This window comes from uncultured Mobiluncus sp., assembly GCF_902488535.1.
GTDB lineage: Bacteria > Actinomycetota > Actinomycetes > Actinomycetales > Actinomycetaceae > Mobiluncus.
Genome location: NZ_CABTWO010000006.1, coordinates 1 through 22,229, shown reverse-complemented (window position 1 = coordinate 22,229; position 22,229 = coordinate 1). Strand labels below are relative to the sequence as shown.

The 22,229-nt window shown below is 59.6% G+C and carries 14 protein-coding genes and 1 tRNA gene; 7 read left to right on the top strand and 8 right to left on the bottom strand.

The features are described from left to right. Window positions 1–3 precede the first annotated feature (3 nt). From RDL66_RS03240 to RDL66_RS03230, 3 genes are all read right to left on the bottom strand, one after another. Window positions 4–1,536, bottom strand: a complete 1,533-nt coding sequence (locus tag RDL66_RS03240; RefSeq protein WP_299296396.1) for a Re/Si-specific NAD(P)(+) transhydrogenase subunit alpha — start codon at window positions 1,534–1,536, stop codon at window positions 4–6. Window positions 1,537–1,628: 92 nt separating this feature from the next. Then, window positions 1,629–2,381: a DUF4282 domain-containing protein gene (locus tag RDL66_RS03235; protein ID WP_308535152.1), complete on the bottom strand. Its 753-nt coding sequence runs from the start codon at window positions 2,379–2,381 to the stop codon at window positions 1,629–1,631. Window positions 2,382–2,492: 111 nt separating this feature from the next. Continuing rightward, window positions 2,493–5,747, bottom strand: coding sequence for an MMPL family transporter (locus tag RDL66_RS03230; protein WP_308535150.1), 3,255 nt, complete (start codon window positions 5,745–5,747; stop codon window positions 2,493–2,495). Window positions 5,748–5,863: 116 nt separating this feature from the next. Between RDL66_RS03230 and RDL66_RS03225 the strand changes: the two genes are divergently transcribed. From RDL66_RS03225 to RDL66_RS03215, 3 genes are read left to right on the top strand one after another with little or no spacing between them, the layout of a single operon-like run. Beyond that, entirely contained in the window at window positions 5,864–7,693 is a 1,830-nt protein-coding gene (locus tag RDL66_RS03225; protein WP_308535149.1) for a cell wall-binding repeat-containing protein, read from the top strand. 60 nt (window positions 7,694–7,753) lie between these two features. After that, window positions 7,754–8,425, top strand: coding sequence for a VTT domain-containing protein (locus RDL66_RS03220; RefSeq protein ID WP_299293868.1), 672 nt, complete (start codon window positions 7,754–7,756; stop codon window positions 8,423–8,425). Window positions 8,426–8,429: 4 nt separating this feature from the next. Further along, complete coding sequence (locus RDL66_RS03215; protein ID WP_308535146.1) at window positions 8,430–11,375, top strand: FAD-binding and (Fe-S)-binding domain-containing protein; 2,946 nt, start codon at window positions 8,430–8,432, stop codon at window positions 11,373–11,375. A 354-nt stretch (window positions 11,376–11,729) separates the two neighbouring features. Here the strand turns inward: RDL66_RS03215 and RDL66_RS03210 are convergent, their stop codons facing one another. The 4 genes from RDL66_RS03210 to RDL66_RS03195 all read right to left on the bottom strand — a co-directional run bounded on the left by RDL66_RS03210 (window position 11,730) and on the right by RDL66_RS03195 (window position 16,766). Continuing rightward, window positions 11,730–13,418 carry a cell surface protein gene (locus tag RDL66_RS03210; RefSeq protein ID WP_308535144.1) on the bottom strand — a complete coding sequence of 563 codons (1,689 nt, stop codon included), beginning with the start codon at window positions 13,416–13,418 and terminating at the stop codon, window positions 11,730–11,732. A gap of 174 nt (window positions 13,419–13,592) precedes the next feature. Next, window positions 13,593–15,122: an AI-2E family transporter gene (locus tag RDL66_RS03205; protein WP_308535142.1), complete on the bottom strand. Its 1,530-nt coding sequence runs from the start codon at window positions 15,120–15,122 to the stop codon at window positions 13,593–13,595. A 109-nt stretch (window positions 15,123–15,231) separates the two neighbouring features. Then, window positions 15,232–15,741 (bottom strand): GNAT family N-acetyltransferase, encoded by a 510-nt coding sequence (locus tag RDL66_RS03200; RefSeq protein WP_308535141.1) that lies wholly within the window; start codon window positions 15,739–15,741, stop codon window positions 15,232–15,234. A gap of 131 nt (window positions 15,742–15,872) precedes the next feature. After that, on the bottom strand, window positions 15,873–16,766 hold the full coding sequence (locus RDL66_RS03195) for a Bax inhibitor-1/YccA family protein (protein WP_308535139.1): 894 nt from the start codon (window positions 16,764–16,766) through the stop codon (window positions 15,873–15,875). 215 nt (window positions 16,767–16,981) lie between these two features. On the opposite strand from RDL66_RS03195, the gene RDL66_RS03190 reads away from it, so the two are divergent. Then, on the top strand, window positions 16,982–17,944 hold the full coding sequence (locus RDL66_RS03190; protein ID WP_308535222.1) for a histidine kinase: 963 nt from the start codon (window positions 16,982–16,984) through the stop codon (window positions 17,942–17,944). Between the two features lie 25 nt (window positions 17,945–17,969). Then, window positions 17,970–18,713 (top strand): response regulator transcription factor, encoded by a 744-nt coding sequence (locus tag RDL66_RS03185; protein ID WP_308535137.1) that lies wholly within the window; start codon window positions 17,970–17,972, stop codon window positions 18,711–18,713. 25 nt (window positions 18,714–18,738) lie between these two features. On the opposite strand, the gene RDL66_RS03180 is transcribed toward RDL66_RS03185, so the two are convergent. Continuing rightward, window positions 18,739–18,811: transfer RNA gene (locus tag RDL66_RS03180), tRNA-Leu, on the bottom strand. A 72-nt stretch (window positions 18,812–18,883) separates the two neighbouring features. On the opposite strand from RDL66_RS03180, the gene RDL66_RS03175 reads away from it, so the two are divergent. Together RDL66_RS03175 and RDL66_RS03170 are read left to right on the top strand one after the other, a co-directional pair. After that, complete coding sequence (locus RDL66_RS03175) at window positions 18,884–20,251, top strand: Na+/H+ antiporter NhaA (RefSeq protein WP_308535136.1); 1,368 nt, start codon at window positions 18,884–18,886, stop codon at window positions 20,249–20,251. A gap of 155 nt (window positions 20,252–20,406) precedes the next feature. After that, window positions 20,407–21,603, top strand: coding sequence for a hypothetical protein (locus RDL66_RS03170; protein WP_308535134.1), 1,197 nt, complete (start codon window positions 20,407–20,409; stop codon window positions 21,601–21,603). The last annotated feature ends 626 nt before the right edge of the window (window positions 21,604–22,229 follow it).

Sequence of the window (22,229 nt, the reverse complement as noted above, 5' to 3'; positions counted from 1 at the left end):
GGCTTAGTCCTCCTTCTGGAACATCTTGAGCATTCGGTGGGTCACAAAGAAACCGCCGAAAATGTTGATGGAAGCGATGAGGATGGCCAGGCCCGCCAGACCCGTCACAATCCACGAGGTCGATTGGGCCAGCGACAGAATCGCGCCGACCAAGATGATGCCCGAAATCGCGTTCGTTTCACTCATCAGCGGGGTGTGCAACGAGTGCGTCACGTTGGTAATGACGTAGAACCCGGCCACAATCGCCAACGCCAAAATGATGTAGTAGGGCAGCATCGAGAACGGTGTCACCGCGACCAAGGCAATGCCCAGCACGGCGGCCACGAAAATCCAGAAGTTCCGCATGGCGTGGGACTTTGGCTTTTCCGGCTCCGGCGCTGCGGGCGCCGACGCGCCGGGGGCGGGCTTGGCCGGGGCCGCCGAGACAGAAATGGGCGGCGGGGGCCACAGTACGTCCTTTTCGTGGGCAATCGTGATGGCCCGCACGACCTCGTCCTCCAGGTTAAAGACGATGGTGCCGTCCTTTTCCGGGGTCATGAGTTTCATAAGGTTCACAATGTTTTGCCCGTAGAGCTGGGAGGCCTGGCCGGGCAGGCGGTTGGCGAGGTCAGTGAAACCGATGATGGTCACGCCGTTGTCGGTGACGATGACTTCCCCGGCCTTGGTCAGTTCGCAGTTGCCGCCAGCCATGTCCACGATGACAGAACCGGGCTTCATGCCCCCCACCGCTTCTGCAGTGAGCAGCAACGGGGCGGGACGACCCGGAATCTGGGCGGTAGTAATGACGATGTCAGAAGCGGCCGCCTGCTCGGTATAAAGTTTCAGGGCCGCTTTGGCCTGATCCTCGTTCATTTCCTTGGCGTAGCCGTCGGAGGATTCCTGGGCTGGCGCCGGGATCTCCACGAACTCGGCTCCCATAGACTCCACCTGTTCGGCAGCGGCGGCACGCACGTCGGTGGCCTGGACGATAGCACCCATCGAGTTTGCGGTACCAATCGCCGCCAAACCGGCGACACCAGCGCCGATAACGTAAACCTTAGCCGGAGGCATCTTGCCGGCGGCGGTAACTTGACCGGTGAACAAGCGCCCGAAAGCGTTGGCAGCTTCGATAACCGCGCGGTAACCAGCGATGTTTGCCATTGAGGACAGCACGTCCATCGCCTGAGCGCGGGTAATCCTGGGTACGGCGTCCATCGAAATCGCGGTCACGTTGCGTTTAGCGAACACTTCGGCGATTTCGGGGTGGATGCGCACCCCGAGGCGTGAAATCAGCACGGTATCTTCACGCAGCTGGTCAATTTTGTCTTCCGGCGGGGTGTCCAAAGTCGTGACAATGTCTGCCTGCCAAACTTCCTGCGGTCCCACCACTTCGGCACCGGCATCGCGATAAAGCTGGTCAGGGTACGATGCATCGGAGCCTGCTCCGGCTTCGACGATTACCTCATAGCCCAACTTAATCAGTTTGCCTACGGTGTCAGGTGTGGCGGATACCAGTTTTTGCCCTTCAGTGGGCTCTTTCGGTATTCCTATACGCACGTATAACTCCTGAATGTCAACAGTTTCCGGCCCTCGAACGGGCCGGGGCGGGATGGTCCCCGTGACGGGTTTATCCTATCAGTAACCGAGGCTTATCCCTTTTCGTGGGCAGCTTCGATTTTTTCAGTAGCTTCCAAAATCTTGGTGCTGTTTTCAGCCACGCGAATCAGCGCGACAATGCTCTCTAGCGTGACGCGCCACAGAAGTACATTGAGGAACAGCACCAGAGCTACCGGAATTCCCACCAAGAACGCAAAAACACCTGGTGTACCCATGCCGACCAACGCGCTTGCGAGGCTCCCCCAAACAAACAACGCGGTGAGACCAGCGACTAATAAGCCAACGGCATAGACGATTCCCAACAAAGGAATGGTGATGAATTTGTTGAATCTCAGATCAAAAAGGCCCTCGAACGGATTACTGCGTTTTACCGCGGGACCGGGCTGCTGATATTGGGCATAAGGCCCAGCGTTTCCGGTCGGTGCCCCTTGGGGAGGGTAGGGCTGAGCCCCTGGCATCTGTTGGTAGGGCTGAGGTGCCGGTGTCTGTGCAGGTATTGCCCCGGTGGGTGTTCCGGCCTGAAGGGGGGTGAAGCCGGGTTGCATCGGTTGGCTAGGCTGCGCCGGAGCGGGGGGTTGAGCCGGGGCAAAACCGGGCTGTTCCGGCTGGCTAGGCTGAGCGGCGGGCTGCACGGGAGGTTGCGGCTGCGCGGGAGGAACCGCGGGCTGGGTAGGCGGCATCGCAGGCTGTGCACTAGGGTAAACCACTGGGTTTACGGGAGCGGGCGGCAGAGAATCATTTTCGGGGGGTGGAGGCAGGCTCACGGTTTTTCCTTTCAAAATCACACGATTTTACAGAAAAACCATATCACTTCGAAGCCCGCGTGCACACGCGCAATAACCAAAGCAAAGAGGAAGATTTTGCCTTAAATTTACCTGGAATTACCGCCGCGTCCCTCACCCGTGATGAGCGAAACTTTCCGAGAAACGGTTATGCAAGCGGCGCAGCGGGCGCGGCGCCCACCAGTTCACCCGCCCAAATAGAGCCATCACGGAGGGCACCAGCACCATCCGGACAATCGTGGCGTCAAAGGCGACCGCCAACGCCAAGATAAACCCGACCTGCTTCAACACAATCATGTGTCCGGTCACGAACGCGAGGAACACAAAGACCAGAATGGTTGCAGCGGAAGTAACAATCCGAGCCGACCGCGACAAACCTTGAATGACCGATAGACGGGCCGACCCGGTCTCGTCCCACACTTCTTTCATCCGCGAAAGCAAGAACAGCTCGTAATCCATCGACAGCCCGAAGCCGAAACACATCAGCATAACGACCACGTAAGATTCCAAGCCCGGCAGCTTTTGGGCCCCCAACAGCTCCACCCCGAAACCATCAACAAAAATCAAGGTGGAGATCCCCAAGGTCGCCATCAGCGACAACGTGTTTATCACCAGGGCTTGCAGCGGTATCACTATCGAGCCGGTCATCAGGAACAGCAGGATAATGGTGATTATCACCAGCACGCTGAGCACCCAAGGCAGACCTTGAGCCAACGATGAGATGAAGTCGATTTGGTTCGCCGCCTGGCCGATGACATAGCGTTGGAAATCGTGGGGTTTATCCCGGATTTCCTTCACGATTCTCTCGGCTTGGGGCGAACCGATATCTTTCGTCTCCAAATCCACTATCGCTACGGAGTCTGACGTATCGCCCAGCTTGGACGCGGCGAAGACTTCGGCGATTCCTTTGATATCGCTGAGGTTTGCTTCGGTCCAGGCGTCAAGTTCTTCGGGCGTGGTGTCCTCGGCGACGATTCGCACCGGAGGCAGTCCGGTGCGTGGCACTTGGACGGACAAATCTTCGTATAGAAGCCGTTGTTCGTTGTGGACCGGCAGCATATCGAACAGCGAGTTGCGCAGGTTCAAGGTCGCCAGCGGCAAGCACGCCGCCACCAAAACCGCGGCCGAGACAATGAAAGACAGCCAGGGCTTGCGGGTTACCGCAATGGAAATCCGATAAAAGAACGTGTTTTCTGTTTCCGAGTCAACTTCCGGCGTGTCCTGCGGATCTTTGCTCTGCTGCACCCGGTGCTTCACATGCGCCGGCTCGGCATTACCCATGAAACGACGCAAGAGCGGAATCTTGGTCAGGATGGAGGGCTTTTCCAGACGGGCAGAGGCCATAAACATGAGGGCAGACACCAAAGTCAGCGCCGCAATCATCGCCAACAGCACGGTGGAGGAACCCGCGATACCTAGGGACTTCAACAGTTCCGGCCGGAAGAAAATCATGCCGGAGGACGCAATCGCCACCGTCAGGGCACTAAAGAACGTGGTTCGCCCTGCTGTTGCCAGGGTAATTTCCAAAGCCCGCAGATAGCGCGGGTTCAACGCTTCCAGTCGTTCGCGGGTCTTGGGTTTTTTCACCCCGGAGAAGTCCGGTTTCCATTCGTCTTCCGGCAGGCTACGTAAGCGCACAAGTTCCTCGTGGTAACGCGACACTATCAGCAAACCGTAGTCGATGGACAGCCCCAGCCCCAGCACCGAAATCACGTTGACAGCGAAAGACTGCTGTTCAAACAGATAAGTCATCCCCAACATGATGGCCAAGGCGGTGGAAATCGCCACCATAGCCCCCGACAGCGGCAGCAAAGCGGCCAAAAATCCTCCGAACACGACTGCCATAATCAGGAAGGACAGCGGTATCCCAATCGATTCGGAACGCACCAGGTCGTTCTTTAGGGTTTGGATTCCGGCCTCGTTTACCAGACCCATGTCCGTGACCCGCACCCGAAAATCGGGCTGCACAGCATCTTTGGGCAGGGCTGTCCGCAGCGTTGACTCCAAGCTGCTCAAGGCTTTCTCTACGTTCTTAACGTCAGGCTCGAACTGTTTCGGCGGGGTCTTTTGAGCTTTCCCGTTCACCCGCAAATCCATGGTGGCCACGATGACAAACCCATGGCCGTCTTTCGCCACCAGTTCCCGCGCTTGGGGATCGAGCATGGCGTTATATTCCACGAAAGGATAAGTCACCTTATCTACGTGAGGCATCCCTTCCAGCTTCGTTTCAAACTTTTTCAGCTCGGTGTGCAGGACTTTCGAGACGGGCCAGTCGGGTTCGGACAGCGCTTTGGCTTGGTCGCCCAGCGCTTTTGCCGAATCACCCAGCGCTTGGGCTCGGTCAGCCAGGTCTTTGGCAATGTCGCCCTTGTCTTTCGCCTGATCGCCCAGGTCCTGAGCCTTGTCGCCCTTATCTTTGGCTTGGTCGCCCAGTCGGCGGGCTTGCGCCGCGAGACTCTGAGCCCGGTTTCCGCTGGCAAGAGCCTGATCCCCGGCTGCCTGGGCTTGGGCGCCGATTTCTTGGGCTCGAGCGGCCTCGGTCTGGGCTTCGGTTCCTGCCGCCTGGGCTTGGGCCCCGAGCTGTTGGGCGAGGGCGCCCTGTTCCTGGGCTTCGGCACCGGCCTGTTGAGCTTGGGCGCCGAGCTGTTCAGCTTGCCCTTTCGCCGCCCCGGCTCCCGCCATATCGCCACTAGCGGCGAGCTGCTGGGCTTTTGCCCCGGCCGCCTCCGCCTGAGACTTCAAATCCTGCGCTTTCGCCCCCGCCGCCTGAGCCCGCGCCCCAGCCGCCTCCGCCTGAGACTTCAAATCCTGCGCCTTCGCCCCCGCCGCCTGAGCCCGCGCCCCAGCCGCCTCCGCCTGAGACTTCAAATCCTGCGCTTTCGCCCCCGCGACCTGCGCTTCGTGTCCCAGAGCTTTGGCTTGATTCCCCAGGCTGGTGGCACGATTCCCCAGCTCGGTGGCTTTCGCCCCGAGGGCTCGCGCCTCATCAGCTAAAGCCTGCGCCGGATCTCCAGCCGCTTTCGCTTCATCACCGAGTTTTTTGGCTTTATCCCCCTGATCCTCGGCCTGAGCCTTCATCTCATCCAACTGACTGGCCAGCTTCGGTGCCTGTTCCAGCTCTGAGTGCAAATCGACCCCAGAAACGTAGGCCATCACGGAATAGGCCGCGGTCAGGTGACTTTCCACCATGACTTGACCGGTGTGAGACTCCGAAGGGGTCGCCTGGGGAACGTCAGAAATGAGACGGTTCCACAGGGGGTTTCCAAAGCCAGTAATCGCGCTGAGCGCAGTGGCGATAACCACCAAAATCCAAAATGCCAGAACCCGCTTCGGTCTGAGGGCTAAAAATCTAGCGAGCTTGACATACATACATCTAATGTACCTAGACCGTGATAAATCCGCACCCGGAATAGAGCTCTGTTTTTGTCCTGTCACGAAACCGCTATGGTTGGATAAATCCACGTCAAGGGTTGATAATTAACTTTATGGTCCCTGGTTTCACGCTGCGCCGCGCCCTGTGGGTTCCGGCACTCTTTATGTTGGTTTTCGCTCTCGTTGGCATCGGTCCGGTCGCGCCTGCGCGTGCCGGAACCGGCGACACTCCGTCGGGTTACCCGCCAACCGAGGTTCACCAGCTTCTCCCGCCCACCCCTGCTGACCAGCCAGACCGCGCGACACCGCTTGTGAACTCCCCAGAAACTGGCTCTACGCAGGCCGGACAGCTTCCTGATCCGCATCAGGCCACCGTCCAGCTGGTTATCGGACCGGGTCCGGACGGGATGGCGTCCCTGTGTTCTGGAGTTTGGGTCGCGCCCAACATGGTGCTGACCGCGGCTCACTGCTTTAAGAGCTTGCCCCAAGGACCGGCGCGGATTTATTCAACAAACTCTCACGTTCCGGGAGCCTCGCCCCTCGCCACCGGAGTGACCTGGGAAACGACCACACAAAGCGATGTGGCGCTGGTTGTGACCACCCCGGCGAATCACCCCATCGCCCCGGTCAGCGCGGTGGTTCAGCCCCCCAGCACTCCCCTGTATATTTGCGGGCAAAACTACATCATTAAGGAATCCGCCACCATCGACAGTGTCTCCCAGATGATTGGCGGCAAAGGAAACTATTGCGCCAACGTCAATACTTTGGACGCCCGCACTGCCCAGCGTTTCCAGATTCCCGCTGGTGGCAACATCCTCGCCACCGTGCCGATGGCGGTAGATAAAGGCGACTCCGGGGGTCCCCTGTACAACGCTGCCGGCGAGGTGGTCGGCATCACCAGCTCGAAATCCCATACAGCTTTCACCGACAGCACCGAACAGTTACTGTTCAACGCCGCTTCGCCGATGTCGCGTTTCGGCTCTTGGCTGGCGAGTTTAGGGGTGCCGGTGCGCGGTTTGAGTGGCGCCGATTTGCCCTTTAAACAGCTCCCGCCCAACATTATGCGGGTCAGCGGTGCCGACCGGATGGAGACTTCAGGGATGATTGCCGAGGCCTCACCCAACGTGGAGACGCTGATTCTCGCCACCGGGTTGATAGCCGCTGACGGTCTGGCCGCAACCCAGCTGTCCGGAGTCACCAGCTCCACGCTAGTTTTGTCGAACTCCCGCGACCACCTGGACTCCCAAGCCGTGAAAGCCCTGAGTAAATTTGGGCTGCACCGGGTGGTGCGCGTGGGCGGAACCGTGGGGCTGAGTGCTGCCGACCGGGCGACGATTGCGGCCAAAGGTCTGGAATTGGTCGAGCTCATCGGCGCGAATCGTTTTGAAACAGCCCTGAAAGTCGCGCAATACCGCGATTCCCTGGGAGGCGCACCCAGCGCAGTCTTGGTGGCTGACGGCATCAACTTCCCCGACGCCCTAGCTGCGGGAGCCGCGGCCGGAGCGATGCGGGCCTCCCTGGTGCTCTCCAGCGGCGCCAACCTGCCCCCCGCTACACAAAGCTACCTGACCCCCCTTCTGAACAGCACTAAAATCATCACTGTTGGCGGTCCGGCGCAATCTGCCGTCGCCTCGGCGGGTATCAATCCCGGCACGACTTACACAGGAGCGGACCGCTACGAAACCGCCCGCAGCCTCGCCACCAGCCTTGACCTGGGACGCAGCGTAAACGGCCTGGTGATGGTGTCGGGACGAAACTTCCCCGACGCCCTGTCAGCCGGAGCCTACACGGTCAAGCAGGGCGCGAAACTTGTGCTGGTGCCCCCGGCCGGGTCGAAACCCGCCTTTTTGAAGGGCTTATGGACCTCCGCCGGCTCCCACGGTGTAGTCGTGGGCGGCACCGGCGCGCTGCCCGACCAGGACGTGGCGTGGGCGCTGCAATAACCTCCCGTTCGCTCTTGAGGTCTGAATCCTCAACTATCGGTATTAATTAAGATTGGAATCATGGTTTTCACTGCAAATTTGCTGGATTGGCTGAAGGATCCCGGCGCCCTGTTGGAACACCTCATCTCGGCTTACGGGGTGTGGATGGTGGCCATCATCGCCCTCATCGTGTTCATCGAGTCAGGAGTGCTGTTCCCGGTGCTTCCCGGCGATTCGCTGCTATTCGCGTTGGGGCTGCTCCAAGACCGGATGCCAGTGAACCTCGCCGTGGTTCTGTTCGTGCTGATTCTGGCGGCGATAGCCGGCGCCCAGGTCGGCTACTGGTTCGGGCTGCTGTTCGGTGAACGGTTCTTTAAACCCGATGCGCGCGTGCTGAAAACCGAATATTTGCAGACTGCCCAAGTGTTTTTTCGCAAGTGGGGTGGACCGGCGGTGGTATTGGGACGTTTCGTTCCTTTCGTGCGCACTTTCGTGCCTATCGCGGCCGGAATAGGGCGCTACGGCTGGGCACACTTCACCCTGTGGAACGTCATCGGCAGTATTGCCTGGACCGGTGTGTTCATCGTCGCCGGTATTTCGCTCGGAGGGGTGCCCTTTATCCGCAACAACGTGGAGCTCATCGCCGTCATCATCATCGCGGTTTCAGTCATTCCTATCGGCTTGGGGATTTTGAAAAAGGCCCTGAGTAAACCCACGGATAGCCAGGAGACCGGGAAAAGTAACATACACTAGGGCCATGGTGAAATACCTCCAAGACCCCCTGAACCGGGCCATTTACGCATCGGACGCCTCAAACTATCGCATTGTGCCCGACCGGATCGCCCAACCGGAAAACCTTGACCAGCTACACGACACGATTTTGGAAGCCCTGTCCGCTGGCGTGCCCCTGACGATGCGCGGGCGGGGAACCTCATGTTCCGGCAACTCCATCGGGCCCGGCCTGGTCATTGATACATCTCACCACTGCAACCGGATTTTGTCCCTGGACCCTTCCGCGCGCCAGATTACGGTAGAACCGGGGGTGGTGCTCGCCTCTATTCAGGAGGCCGGAGCGCCCTTTGGTCTGCGATTCGGGCCCGACCCGTCCACCTGGACGCGGGCCACCGTTGGGGGTTCGATCGGTAATAATGCCTGCGGCCCGCACGCCCAAGCCTGGGGGCGCGTGGCCGACAATGTCATTTCGATGGATGTTATCGACGGATTCGGGCGGGAATTTCACGCCGTTTCGGGCGAAGGTGCGTTGGATGTGGTGCCGGGTTTGCAGCGTTTAGTTGATGAAAACCTAGCCGTGATTCGCACGGAATGCGGGCGTTTTCACCGGCAAGTTTCGGGCTATTCCCTGGAACACCTGCTGCCGGAAAATGGGCGTGACCTGGCGAAATTCTTGGTGGGTAGCGAGGGAACTTTGGTCAGCGTGCTGCGCGCCACCCTGCGCTTGGTGCCGGTACCGGCCGCACCGGTACTGGTGGTGCTGGGCTACCCCGACATAATTGCCGCCGCCACCGACGTGCCGCTGATTAACGACTTTTCGCCCCTCGCGGTGGAGGGCATGGATTCGCGTCTGGTTTACACTTTGGCGCACAAGCCGGGGGTTGGCGAGCTGCCCGAACTGCCAGAGGGCAACGCTTGGCTGCTGGTAGAGATGGGCAGCGCCACCGAGGACCTGGAAACAACCCTGGCTCGGGCCCAGGACCTAGCCCAAGCCGCCAACACTCGCGCCACCCTCGTGCTGCCCCCCTCCACGCAAGCCACGAAACTTTGGCGGATTCGCGCTGATGGGGCCGGGTTAGGCGGGCGTACCCCCTTGAACCCGGACGGCACCGGCAACGACCCGGCCTGGCCGGGCTGGGAGGACGCGGCGGTTCCGCCCCAAAATCTGGCCGCTTATCTGCGAGATTTCACTGATTTGATGCGCGAAATGGACGTGGACGGGATGCTTTATGGGCACCTCGGAGACGGCTGCCTGCACGTGCGGTTGAACCTACCGTTGGGAGCGGAGGCTGACCAAGGACGTTCTCGGGAGTTCCTGGAGCGCGCCGCAGACTTGGTGGGGAAGCATCACGGTTCACTTTCGGGCGAGCACGGGGATGGCCGGGCCCGCTCCGAATTGTTGCCGCGGATGTATTCCCCCGCACTGATTCGTTTGTTTAAACAGGTCAAAGCCCTGTTTGACCCGCGGGGTTTGATGAATCCGGGGGTCTTGGTGGATCCCGATCCGCTGGATGCGAACCTGCGTCTGGCGGGGGCCGAGGTCATTCCCGCCCTGCCCGGTCAAGGCTTTACTTTTCCGAAAGACACGGACTTTACCGCGGCCGTGCATCGCTGCACCGGCGTCGGCAAATGTTTGGCAATGGACCACCTCACCGGCGCTTGGATGTGTCCCAGCTACCTGGCTACCGGCCAGGAGCAGGACGCCACGCGCGGGCGCGCCCGGGTGCTGCAAGAGGTCACGAACGGCTCGCTCATTCGGGATTTTCGCGACCCAAACCTGTTGCGGGCTCTCGACTTGTGTTTAGCGTGTAAGGCCTGTTCTGCGGCCTGCCCGACCGGGATTGACATGGCGGCGTACAAGTCCGAGTCGCTGTACCGGGCCTATCGTCGGAGTTTGCGGCCGCGTTCGCATTACCTGTTGGGTCGCCTGCCTGGCTGGCTGCGTTTGGCGCGCCGGATACCCGGCGGGGCGAGCCTGGCTAACAGCGTTTTCGGGGTGGCGTGGATTCGCCGTCTGGTGTTTCGGATGTTCGGGCTCGATCCACGCCGTCAGATGGCGCATTTCCACCCTGAATCATTCCGGGCTTGGGCGCGGGGCCACGGAGGAAACGCTGCCGAACCGGAAATCGGCACGAACGGGCTTGTGACCCCCAATACGGAACAGCCGCTAGCGACTACGGGGCAGGTCAATGCCGTCGCCTCGACGGCGAGCGCGGACAGCCAGCCCGCTCCCGAAGCTAAACCGTGGGTGGCGGTGTGGGCGGATTCTTTCTCGGAGGGGATTGCCCCCGATGGTGCCGAAGCGGTGGTGGAGCTGCTGGAAACGGCGGGGTACCAGGTGTATGTACCGCCCCAAGCCTGCTGCGGGCTGACTTACGTTACGACCGGCCAGCTGGACAAGGCTCGGCGCAATATGCGGCGCTTGTGCCAGATCCTGGGGCCGCTGGCGGTCAACGGGATTCCGATTGTCGGCGTGGAGCCGTCCTGTACCGCGACCCTGCGCGATGACCTGGAACGTTTGCTGCCCGACGACCCGCGCGCCCACGCGATTGCCCAGGCCACGCGCACTTTAGCGGAGCTGCTCAGCGACCCGGACACCGCGCCTAACCCGGACGTGTGGCAGCTGCCGGATTTGCGAGGCGTGCAGGTTGTCGCCCAGCCGCATTGCCACCACTACAGCGTCCTGGGTTGGGAAACCGACCGCAAGTTGTTGGCGACCACCGGGGCGGATGTTGTGGAACTGGCGGGCTGCTGCGGAATGGCAGGCAATTTTGGCATGGAGCGGGGGCACGTCGAGGTGTCGAAACGCATTGCCGAACACGCTTTGCTGCCGGCCCTGCGCGCACACCCGAACGCGATTTTCCTGGCTGACGGCTTCAGCTGCCGCACCCAAGCGGAACAGCTGGCCGGCAGCCACGGGATTCACCTGGCGCGGCTGCTGCTGGGCCCCAGCGCCCGCGTCGAAGCCTAGCCCCCTGCGCAGTCCGCGCAGAATCAGCCAAGAGGCACCGGGAAAACACCCGGAAAATCCAGGATTGCCCGCTCCCAAAAATCAAGAGATACTCGCTGGGTTGCGGATATAAGGTGGGATTTGGGCAGTAGCTGCCATTATTGGCAGCTACTGCCCTATTTTCACCTTTAATCCACGCACACCCCGATACCGAGGCAGGTTTCACACCTGAATAGCGCTGGAATTCTGGTTATATACACAGGAATTCGAGTGGTATTGCGGGGCAGGGAGCGTTGGGGGCGACCACCCCGCAGAACTAAAACCCAAATTAATAGGATTAACGCCCGGGCTTCACCGGGATTATTGGAATGGGATTTAGCGGTTGCGCTCGATTTCAGCGTTGATTTCAGCTTGAGCTTCGGCGAGGGTCGGGCCATCGATGAAGCCCAAGTGCCAGAACTCCCAGCCATCGACCTCTTGGCCGAGCACCCGAGCCGCCTCGCTGGGATTATCGAATTCGCGGCCTTCCAGGATAATGACCCCGCGCTCCGCCAGGGTAGCGTCGACTTCGGCCGCACTTCCGTCAAAGTTCACCAGGGCAATGAGTGGCGTATCCTCGCCGGTCACCTGGGCAATCACCCCAAGACCGGCGGCGTCACGGTTCAGCAGGTCGCTTGCCTCCGACTGATCCGCGCCGAGCGTCTCCGGGGTTTCCAGCGTTTCTAGGGTTTCCGGTGTTCCCCAAGTCTCCGCACTAGCGTTTGCCGCACCAACGGACTCGGCGGACTGCTCCATTTGCTCAGGTTCCCCGGGTTCCTCGAGTTGCGTCGGCTCATTCTCGGCCTGTGCCTGCGCTTCGGCCTCCAGAGTCTGTTCACTGGCGGCAGCCCGATGCGAGTGATGAGCCGTCTGGAATTCTCCGGTATCGGTGCCGGAAATAATGTCCGCAAAGGACGGGGCGTCTTTCTCCGCGACGCTGCCGTGATGAGTGGTAAACAGCGACTCCACAGGCTCCTCGTCCTCCCCTGCAGCCAGCGGAGACACCGCGGAAGACCGGGCGGCCTCCATAATGGAGTGGCGTGAAATCGACCCGGTTTGCAGCGCGGGTTCATCAACTGGAGCCGGACTTTCCGCCGCGGTCTCAAGGTCGGATGCCGCAGGTTCCGGGGTTGGCTCCGGTTCCGGGGCAGGCGCTGCGGGCGCCGGACCGACAGTCACGTTATCGGGCGCAGCCGCCTCAGAAACCTGACCGGAAGCCATCGGGGTCGCCAGGTCGGCGAAGCCCACGCTCGGCACCTCGTCCGAACTGGGTGCCACCTCGGGCACCACGGATTCCGCGTTTTGCATATCCGCATCGGTGGCGGAGGTGATCGCCGGGATGCGGGCTCCCCGACCCGCCAACAAGTTCGTATCGTGACTGAACAGCGAGGATGCGACCCGCTGCACATCCAGGAAGCGGCGCCCGTTGGACATCTCGCGCACACTGACGTGATGGACTTCCAGTCCAGAGGGGGTCAAAGCATCCAGGGCCGGGCGCACATCGGGGTCAATCTCGGTGGCGACCAAAATCAGGCGCGGCCCCGCCGCCAAGTTCGGGGGCATAGCATCACGAAACTGAGTCCAACCAGAACGAAAAGCGCTGACCCCGCCGGGATAGGCGGCAGCCAAATCGTTCCACCCCAGGTTCGACACTGCCCCCAGCCGAGCCAAAGCCGCAATCAAACTACTGGAATCCAGCCGGTTCACCACTTCGACCAGCACGACCTGACCGGAACCGTCCAAAGCGGTCAAACGCGGGGACTCTTGGGGAAAACCAGAATCCGTCCCGTCCGCGTCGGGGACCCCCGACCCTTGTGACGCCCCAGGTTCCGCAAATTCTCCGGGCATCCCGGACACCGGAGACACAGTCATATCGTTCCAGGTCACGGGAAAAAGCGGGCGAGCAATGACTTCGAGAACCTGACGGCGGACAGAATCCAGAATCTCCCCTTGGGCTTCCGGGCCTACGGGATGGCCAAACTGGGCCGGAATCAGGTGACCTTGGTCATACTCAAACAGCGACATTGCAACCTCAATCGTCGGGACGTTTGCGAGCCCAGCCTGCCAGGCTCAACTTCCCCTATCATCTCACGTTTTTACTCCTGTTACGTACAGGCATGGGAAAGCATTTAAAAAGGCAGCGAATTTTCACCGCCGTTTTCCGCGCGGGGCTGGTGCGGTTGCGGGGTGAGGGCGAGGTTACGGGAGGGGTTTTTCGGGAAAAGCCGGGTTGTCGGGGTTTGCTGCGGAGGGGTCACCAGTCTGGGTGGCCGGGCCACCTGCGTCAGCCCGGTCGTCACCAGCCGGGGTGTCCGACGAGGCCGGAGGGTCACCAGCCTGGTCGGGCGAGCCGTACGTCGGGGACAAAGCCGCTGCACTGGCCTGTTGCCGGGAAAGTTCCTGAGACTCCATAACTTTCGCGGTGTCTTTCTTAGAGCCGCCGATATAGGATGCGGCCACCTGGGCGTGAACTGTCCCGGGGGCTCCGCCGATGCGGTCGTGGCGGGTAGCCAGCTCCGGCATCGAATCGTGCCCGGTCAGGTACAGGAACACGGTATTAAAGAACGCAATGACCGGTACCACCAGCAATGCTCCGATGATTCCAGCCAGGAAGGTTCCTGCCGTCACGCCCAGCAGCACCGCCAGCGGATGCAGGCTGACCGCATTGGACATCAGCATCGGCTGCAGCACGTTGGACTCAATCTGTTGCACCGCCAAAATCACGATCAGCATGATGACAGCCGCCATGAAACCTTTATCCAACAGCAGAATCAGCACGGCGATAGCCCCGGTGGTGACCGCACCAACAATCGGCACAAAAGAACCGATGAAAATGAGCAAAGCCAGCGGGATAGTCATAGATCCCGCGCCCAGAACCGCCGCACCGATGGAAATGAACACGGAGTCCACCAAAGCCACTAGCGCCTGCGCCCTGATGTAGCCATTCAAGGTGGTCCAGCCGCGAATCGCCGCCTCGTGAACCGGCTCGCGGGCAGGAACCGGCAGCATCCGAATCAACCAAATCCAGATCTGGCGACCGTCCTTGAGGAAAAAGAACAGGCAGAACAGAGAAATTAAGATGGTGGTGACCACGCTGGCGACCGAGGAAGTCACCGACAGCGCCGAGGACGCAATCGAGGAAGAATACTTGGTGGCAAAGGCTGTGAGCTGGGTGGTCAACTCGTTAATATATTTATCGATTTGCGCCTGATCCAATGCCAGAGGGCCTTCGCTCAACCAGGCCAAAGCCTTGTCGAAGCCGCCTCCGGCTTTCGCCAACAGGGCGGGCGCACCGTGAGCCAGCTGGGAGGTTGCAATCCAAATCATCGCCACAACCAGCCCTACACCCACCACCAGGGAAATGACCGCAGACAGGGTCTTGGGAACATGCCACTTCTGCAGCCGGAAATGCATCGGCTCCAGCAGCAGCGTCAACAGCAACGCCACCGCGAGGGGAATGAAGATGATAGAAACTTTTGTAATTCCGTACAGAATCAGTCCCAGCGCCGCGACGATAACCAGGAAACGCCACGCCCAACTGGCCGCCACCCGAATCCGCCACGATACTGCATAAGCTGAGTTCGGGCCGTTTTCCACCTCGGGCGGAGCGGTCGGTTCCAGTCCGTCGAAGTCCGGAACCCGACTTTGCATGTCCCGCCGGGAAATGACCTCGCGCCACCACCCGCGTCTAAATTCGGCTCCGGCGTTCAATAACGGTTTTTTCTCCATCGCACTTCCGTTTTCGGTTGTTTGTTTTCTGAGGTTTTCACAGTCTGGTCGCGGTCCTGCCAGGAACGTCGCGGCGGGGCGAACGGGGGCCTGGGGAAAAGAAAAAATTTCAGCGCACCATCCGGTTCAAGGTCAGCCCGTAGTTGACCTCACGACCGGTCATCGCCCCGTCCGAGAGGAACCCGGCCCGGCGATAAAACCGGTGGGCCCGCTTTTCTCCTGGATACCCCGAAGGCAGCCACAGTTGGGCTGGCTCCTGCGGGCCGACCACGTATTCCAGCAAGCGTCGCCCCAAGCCTTGGCCCTGATATTCAGGCATTAGGTAGTGCATGGACACTTCCCGTTCCCGAGCGGGCGGAGCCACATGCTCGTTGCGTACCGTCTGCACCGTCATGGCGATACCGACCACCCGACCGTGTTCGACCGCAATAGCGATGCGGCGGCCTGCCGGATCTGAGGTCAACAGGTTGTGCCATTGACCGACCAAAGTTGGCTCGTCAAAGCGGTAGCGGTATTTTTCGTCAATAAATTCGCCATAGTTCGCCAACCACATACGGGCGTGAGCCACCCCCATGCCGGCGGCATCCTGAACCTCGGGCGGGCGAATGTTGACAGTCATTACTCTCGATTCCGTGAGTCGTTTTCTCTAAGTCTAGCTTCTGAGGGCGGGCCAGGAGAACCCTCCCCCGCGGGAAACGCGAAACCGCTTCGTGCCCGGGCCGGGAACTCCGGAAACTCCGGGACACGAACCTAGTTATCGGACGCAAAGTAGGCGAAAATCCGCAGGAACTCAATGTAGAGCCAGACCAGGGTCACCATCAAGCCAAAAGCGGCCGTCCAGGCGGTCTCCTGGGGCGCCCCGTTATCGACCGCAGTAACGATGTAGTCAAAGTCTGTGACCAGCGAAAACGCCGCTAAACCGATCGCGATGAGGCTGACGATAATCCACAGGGGGAAGCCGCCGATGGTCGGGGCATTCGGACCGTAGAAAGACCAAGCCGGGTTGATGAGGCTGACCACCAGATTGCCCAGGTAGAACACAAAAATCGAGAACATACCGACCATGACGACCCGCATCAAAGTCGGGGAGTTGCGCACCACCTTGGTCTTGAACAGCACCAGCATCACCAGGGTGGTAACCAGGGTCGCCGCGATAGCTTTCATCACCACGCCGTCGTAAAGTGCGGCGAACAGGCTGGAAATGCCGCCCAGCATGAGGCCTTCAAAAGCGGCGTAACCCAAAATCAGAACCGGGGAAGGACGACGCTTAAAGGAGTTCACCAGCCCCAACACCAAGGCCACAATCATCGAGGTAAACGCCACGTTCATGCCCAGACCCGGATTGGAGGCAGTCAACATCCAAGCCCCAGCCCCGAAAAGCAGGAGGGTCCCGAAGGTCAGCACTGTCTTAATCAGAACGTCGTCCATAGTGACGGGACGGCCGGCAGAGACCGTGCCGTACTGTTCCTGGCCTTGCGGGGTGGGGAACTGCTGGGGTTGTTCCGGCGCGTAGCTCACGTGAGGAGCATCGCTGGGATAGGTTTGGGTCGCCCCGCCGCCGACCTGGTAGCCGGGCATAGTCGGGTAACCTCCCGGAGTGCGCTCGGTAAAAACTTTGTTGCGGGTAAACACTGGGTTGCTCATGTCGCTCCTTATTGTCTCAACAGTTTCATCGTAGCGGATTTCCGCGGTTTTGCCACGGCGCAGCCCTCCTGCTGCGGGGTGATTTTCCGGGGCGCAGCCCTGTCCGCGGAGCCGACAAAAACCAGCTGTGTCACAATAGGTTGGTGACTGAAAGCCAGAAACACAGCAACCCCGGCGGCAAAACCGACCCCGCCCGGCGCCAAACCCTGCGCGGTCTGGTATCAAACGTGCTGCTGCTGGTCACGTTCGTGGTGCTGTTCGGGGTGGGCATTTTGGTGGTGGTACAGGTGGGTTTCCTGGAACCGCAGGGAAACCTGGCTGCTCGCAGCATGATGGCACTGGTAATCACCCTGCTGATGGTGGTGGCGGTGATGTTGGCGCGTATTGTCCAGCTGGGACGAGACCGGGTGGACGAGTTGACGTTGCGCAACCGGCAGTTGGAGCTGGAACGCGAGCAATCCGAACAGATTGCGGTGGCTGACGAACGCGCCCGGATTGCTCGGGAAATGCACGATATTGTGGCCCATTCGCTGACGGTGTTGATTGCGATGAGTGACGGCGCTACCGCCGCGATTGACAAAAATCCCGAGCTCGCCAAAGAAGCCTTGCGCAATATGAGCGAAACCGGACGGGCGGCGCTGGCGGATACCCGCCGCCTGGTGGGAGTACTACGCCAACCCACCGAAGTGCCCCAGAACCTTGACCCCAACGCCTCCCTGGACGCCCAAACGTCCTCGCTCGAGGAAGTCCGCTTCACCCCTTCCCCGGATTTGGCGGAAATGGATGGACTTATTGCCCAGTTCCGGGCAGCCGGCCTGCCGATTACCTACCGTTACACCGGGGACGAAGTACCATCTGACGGTCCGCTGCAACTGACGATTTATCGGATCGTGCAAGAGTCTTTGACTAACATTTTGCGTCACGCTCCCGCTTCCACCGCAGTTGAGGTCGATTTACAAGTGCGGGACAACGGCATACGTATCGTCGTGTTCAACGCTACTTCCTTGGCGGGGATTAACCCCGGCGGTGGGAAAGGACTGATTGGTATGCGCGAGCGCGCTGCGGTCTATGACGGTCACGTGGAGGCTGGTCCCACCCCCGGAGGGTGGCGAGTGGAAGCGACCTTGCAGTGGCAGGCCGAAGCGCCGAAGTCCGAGGGTTGGGTTATGCCCGCATAAACAACTTTTAGGGGACAATGTAAACGTGAGTGAAAACGAAAACGAAAACGAAACTGGACAGACTGGACAGTCCGCGCCGTCCACGCCTAGTGAAGCCATCAAAGTGTTGCTGGTCGACGACCAATCCCTAATCCGCATGGGGTTTCGGATGGTGCTGGAGGTGGCGGACGACATCACGGTGGTGGGCGAAGCGGCAGACGGCAAAACCGCCCTACAGATGGTCAAAGCGACCGCGCCGAACGTGGTGCTGATGGACGTGCGGATGCCCAATATGAACGGTATTGAGGCGACCTCGGAAATTGTTGCTAGCAACCCGAATGTGAAAGTTCTCATCCTCACCACTTTTGACCTGGACGAATACGCTTTCGCGGCGTTGCGGGCCGGAGCCAGCGGATTCCTGTTGAAAGATGCCAAACCAGAGGAACTCATCGGCGCTATCCGCAATGTCGCCCATGGGGACGCCACGATTTCCCCGCGCGTGACGAAACGGATGCTGGAAATGTTTGCTCCCCAGCTGCCCGGCGACCAGGACGGCGACGTGGACGCGAATCTGGTCGATCAAGCCCTGCTGGCAAGCCTGACTGACCGGGAAACCGAAGTCCTCACCCTTATCGCCCAAGGGCTCACCAATCAGGAAATCGCCACGCAACTGTTCATTTCGATGACCACGGTGAAAACCCACGTGGGCAATATCTTAAACAAAATAGGTGCCCGCGACCGGGTACAAGCCGTCATTTTTGCCTACGAAAACGGCCTCGTTTCCGCGTAAACCCGCCGGACAGGCGAAAAAACTGTACCCCCGGTCGGATTCGAACCGACACTGAACTGATTTTAAGTCAGCTGCCTCTACCATTGGGCTACGGGGGCGCGCACATTTTTCAGTCTGGTTAATCATCTATTCATTTGGGGATTTACTCAAATCGACCCTACACTTTGAATATGGACAAAGAAGTGCCAAGCAACGATAAAGAAAACGGAAATCTCGACAAGGGCCTTTTCGGAGAGTCGGACCTAGCCGGTCCTTCCCCGGAAGATTACGACGCGGCTGTTCAAGCTGGTGAAGAACGGCTCAGCGCGCAGCAACGGTTCGCCCGGTTTGTTTCCGACGACATCGTCGGGGGCATGATTCTGATTATTGCCGCCGTTATCGCCCTGGTTTTCGCCAACACCCCGTTCCGTGAGGGGTATCAGGCGGTGGCGCAGTTTGTGCCCGACCCCGGCTTGGCGCAGGCCGCCGCCACTGACACCCTGTCGGTGCTCCAAAAACTGCACCTGTCCATGCCTATTGAAGAGTGGGCGCGCGACGGTATCTTGGCGATTTTCTTTTTCACGGTTGGTTTGGAGCTAAAGGAAGAGTTCACTCACGGCGCCCTGCACGATCCGCGAACCGCGGCGATGCCGATCATCGCGGCCGCCTTTGGCATGGCCGGGCCTGCCTTTGTTTTCGTGGTGGTCACCGCCATTACCGGCTCCGGAGCGTGGCACGGCTGGGCCATTCCGACCGCTACAGATATTGCTTTCGCGGTCGCGATTTTGCAGATTTTTGGACGCGGCCTGCCCAACGGCGCCCGGACGTTCCTGTTGACCCTGGCGGTGGCCGACGACCTAGGCGGGATTATCGTCATCGCCGTGTTCTATGGTTCTAACCTGAATCTCGTTTTCCTGCTGCCGATGGCGGCTTGTGCCGCCCTGTTCGGATTCCTCTGTCACAAGCGGAAAGGTCACTGGTACTTCCTGATTCCCCTGGGGATACTGACCTGGTACTTCATGCTGGTTTCGGGTATCCACGCCACTATCGCCGGAGTAGTTTTGGGCATGGTGGTGCCCGCCGACAAGCGCGATTGGGAAGTCCACAACCTAGTGGAACAGATTTCTATGAAAGTGAACCCGGTTTCGGCCGCGTTTGCGGTACCGTTCTTTGCTTTCTTTGCCGCTGGCGTGGACATCGTGGACACCCCCGGCGGGGCGCTCAATATGCTGGCCAACCCCGTGGCTGTGGCGGTCATGTTGGCGTTGCCTTTCGGGAAATTGCTGGGAATCTCCGGTTCCGTGTTCGTGATGGAAAAGTTCACTCCCCTGCACTTGGAAAAGGGCGTGACCATGGGTGATATGGTTCCGATTTCGCTGGTGGCGGGGATTGGTTTCACGGTGGCGTTGCTGATTTCGCACCTGTCTTTCCGTGGCGACGATTTGCTGACCCAAGCCGGTTCCATCGGCGTGGTCATGGGCACCGCGCTGTCCATTGTCCTCGGCGCTATCGCTTTGCAGCTGCGCCTGGCTTTCCGCCGGTCGCACGCCCACGAGTGAGGACAGTCCACCCCGCCCTCGTGCATCCACCCGACCCTGCGGACTTGGGAAAGAAAATAACCCAAAAGGGTATGTTCGGCATCGAGCGAATCTGATATTTTCGAGGTGAGGAATCGGCGTTGGGTCGTTTCCCGGAAACCTAGAAAGGCGAACAAATGCGGAGTTTGCGCAAGAAAAGCCTGGTGGCGGGCATCGCGGCAATCGCGCTGGTAGCGTTGAGCGGCTGCGAAATGGACGTCAAACTGAAAGTCGTGGATGAGAAAACCATTGAGCCTTCGGTTATCGTCGCGATGAGCGAAGCCGAAAAGGACATGCTTTCCTCCATGGGCGACGGCGAGGAAGTGACCTGCCAGGATCTCGCGGATATGGAAAATGAAGACGGGGCCACGGTCAAAGATTTGAGTACCGGCGGGGATATGAAATGCGAGATTATTATGCCCCAGGAACAGAGTCTCAATTCAAGCGAGAACCTGAAAAAAGAGGGCGATGACCTGGTTCTGACCCTGCCCAAAGAGGACGTCGACAAGCTGAAATCAGAACTGAGCGATGCTGGTGATATGAGCGAGTACGGTATGGATTCAATCACCATGAACCTGATTATCCAGATGCCCAACGGCATCAAAACAGCCACCGTGGACGGGCAACCCGTCGATTTCAAGGGCGATACCGTGACGCTGGATCTGACCGATCTCGGCAGCGAGGTTAAGGTTGTGTCCTCGCCTGGGATTCCTGGCGGAAATGCCGGTGATAAGGCTGATTCCGAATACTCACCAGACAGTGACCTCACCGATGCCGGGAAATCTGTGGCGGAAGGAATCGGCAAGTTTCTTGTGGGGATGGCTATTTTTGGGATTTTGATAATTGCCGGCATCGTCATTCTCATCGTGGTGCTGGTGAAAAAGAGCAAGGCCAAGACTGTTCCGGCCAACCAATTCGGACAGCCGATGAGCTACGGACAACCGGGGCAGCCTGTACCTGGCCAGCCGCAGCCTTACGCTCAACCTGGCCAGCCGCAGCCTGGTGTGGGACAGCCAGTTCAGCCAGGGCAGCCCCAGTTCGGACAGCCCGGTCAACCCGGGCAACCGCAGCCTTACGCTCAGCCCGGACAGCCACAGCCGGGGCAACCGGGACAGCCGGTTCAGTCCAACCCCTTTGCCCAGCCGGACACCCCGACCCAGCCGATTCAACCAAATCAGCCTGGACAGCCGGTTCAAACCCAGTTTGGACAGCAGAATCAGCCTGGCCAGACCCAGTTTGGTCAACCGCAGTCCTTCGGGCCGAATATCCCCGACCAATCTGATCCGTCCCCTGAGCCGACCGACCCCACCCAGAATCCAAATCCGCAAAACTAACCTCAACAAACTGCCCGAGATTTGAGATACCTGCCTGGGTTGCGAATATAAGGTGGGATTTGGGTCGTAGCTGCCATTATTGGCAGCTACGACCCTATTTTCACCTTTAAACCACGCACGCCCCGAAACCCGTCAACAAACAGCCTCTAGATTCCCCTGCAACCTGTCTGTCTTGCATGAACGACCGATTTCACTCCGATAAGTGCCAGCTCTACGCAACTAGAATCTTGCCTAACTGCAGGTTCGGAAAACCAACACTCAGCAGGGACACCAATTCTGGGTTGAAATCGGTCGTTAGTGCAACTATTCCTGAAAAACCAAGGGGGTTTCACTCCCAAACAAGGCAGAAATCCGGAGCATAGACACCGGATTTCGGGCGAGAAGATACTGGGCTACTTGCTGGGTTGCGGATATAAGGTGCGATTTGGGCAGTAGCTGCCATTATTGGCAGCTACTGCCCTATTCTCACCTTTAAATCACGCCCGCCCCGATACCCCGGTAGGTTTCACGCCTGAATAGCGCTGAATTCAGGTTATAGACACCGGAATTCAGCGGAGCTGGCGGGGCGGGGAGCGTTGGGGGCGACTCAGCGAGAGGCTGGGGGGTGAGCGTTTTGCGACAATAGT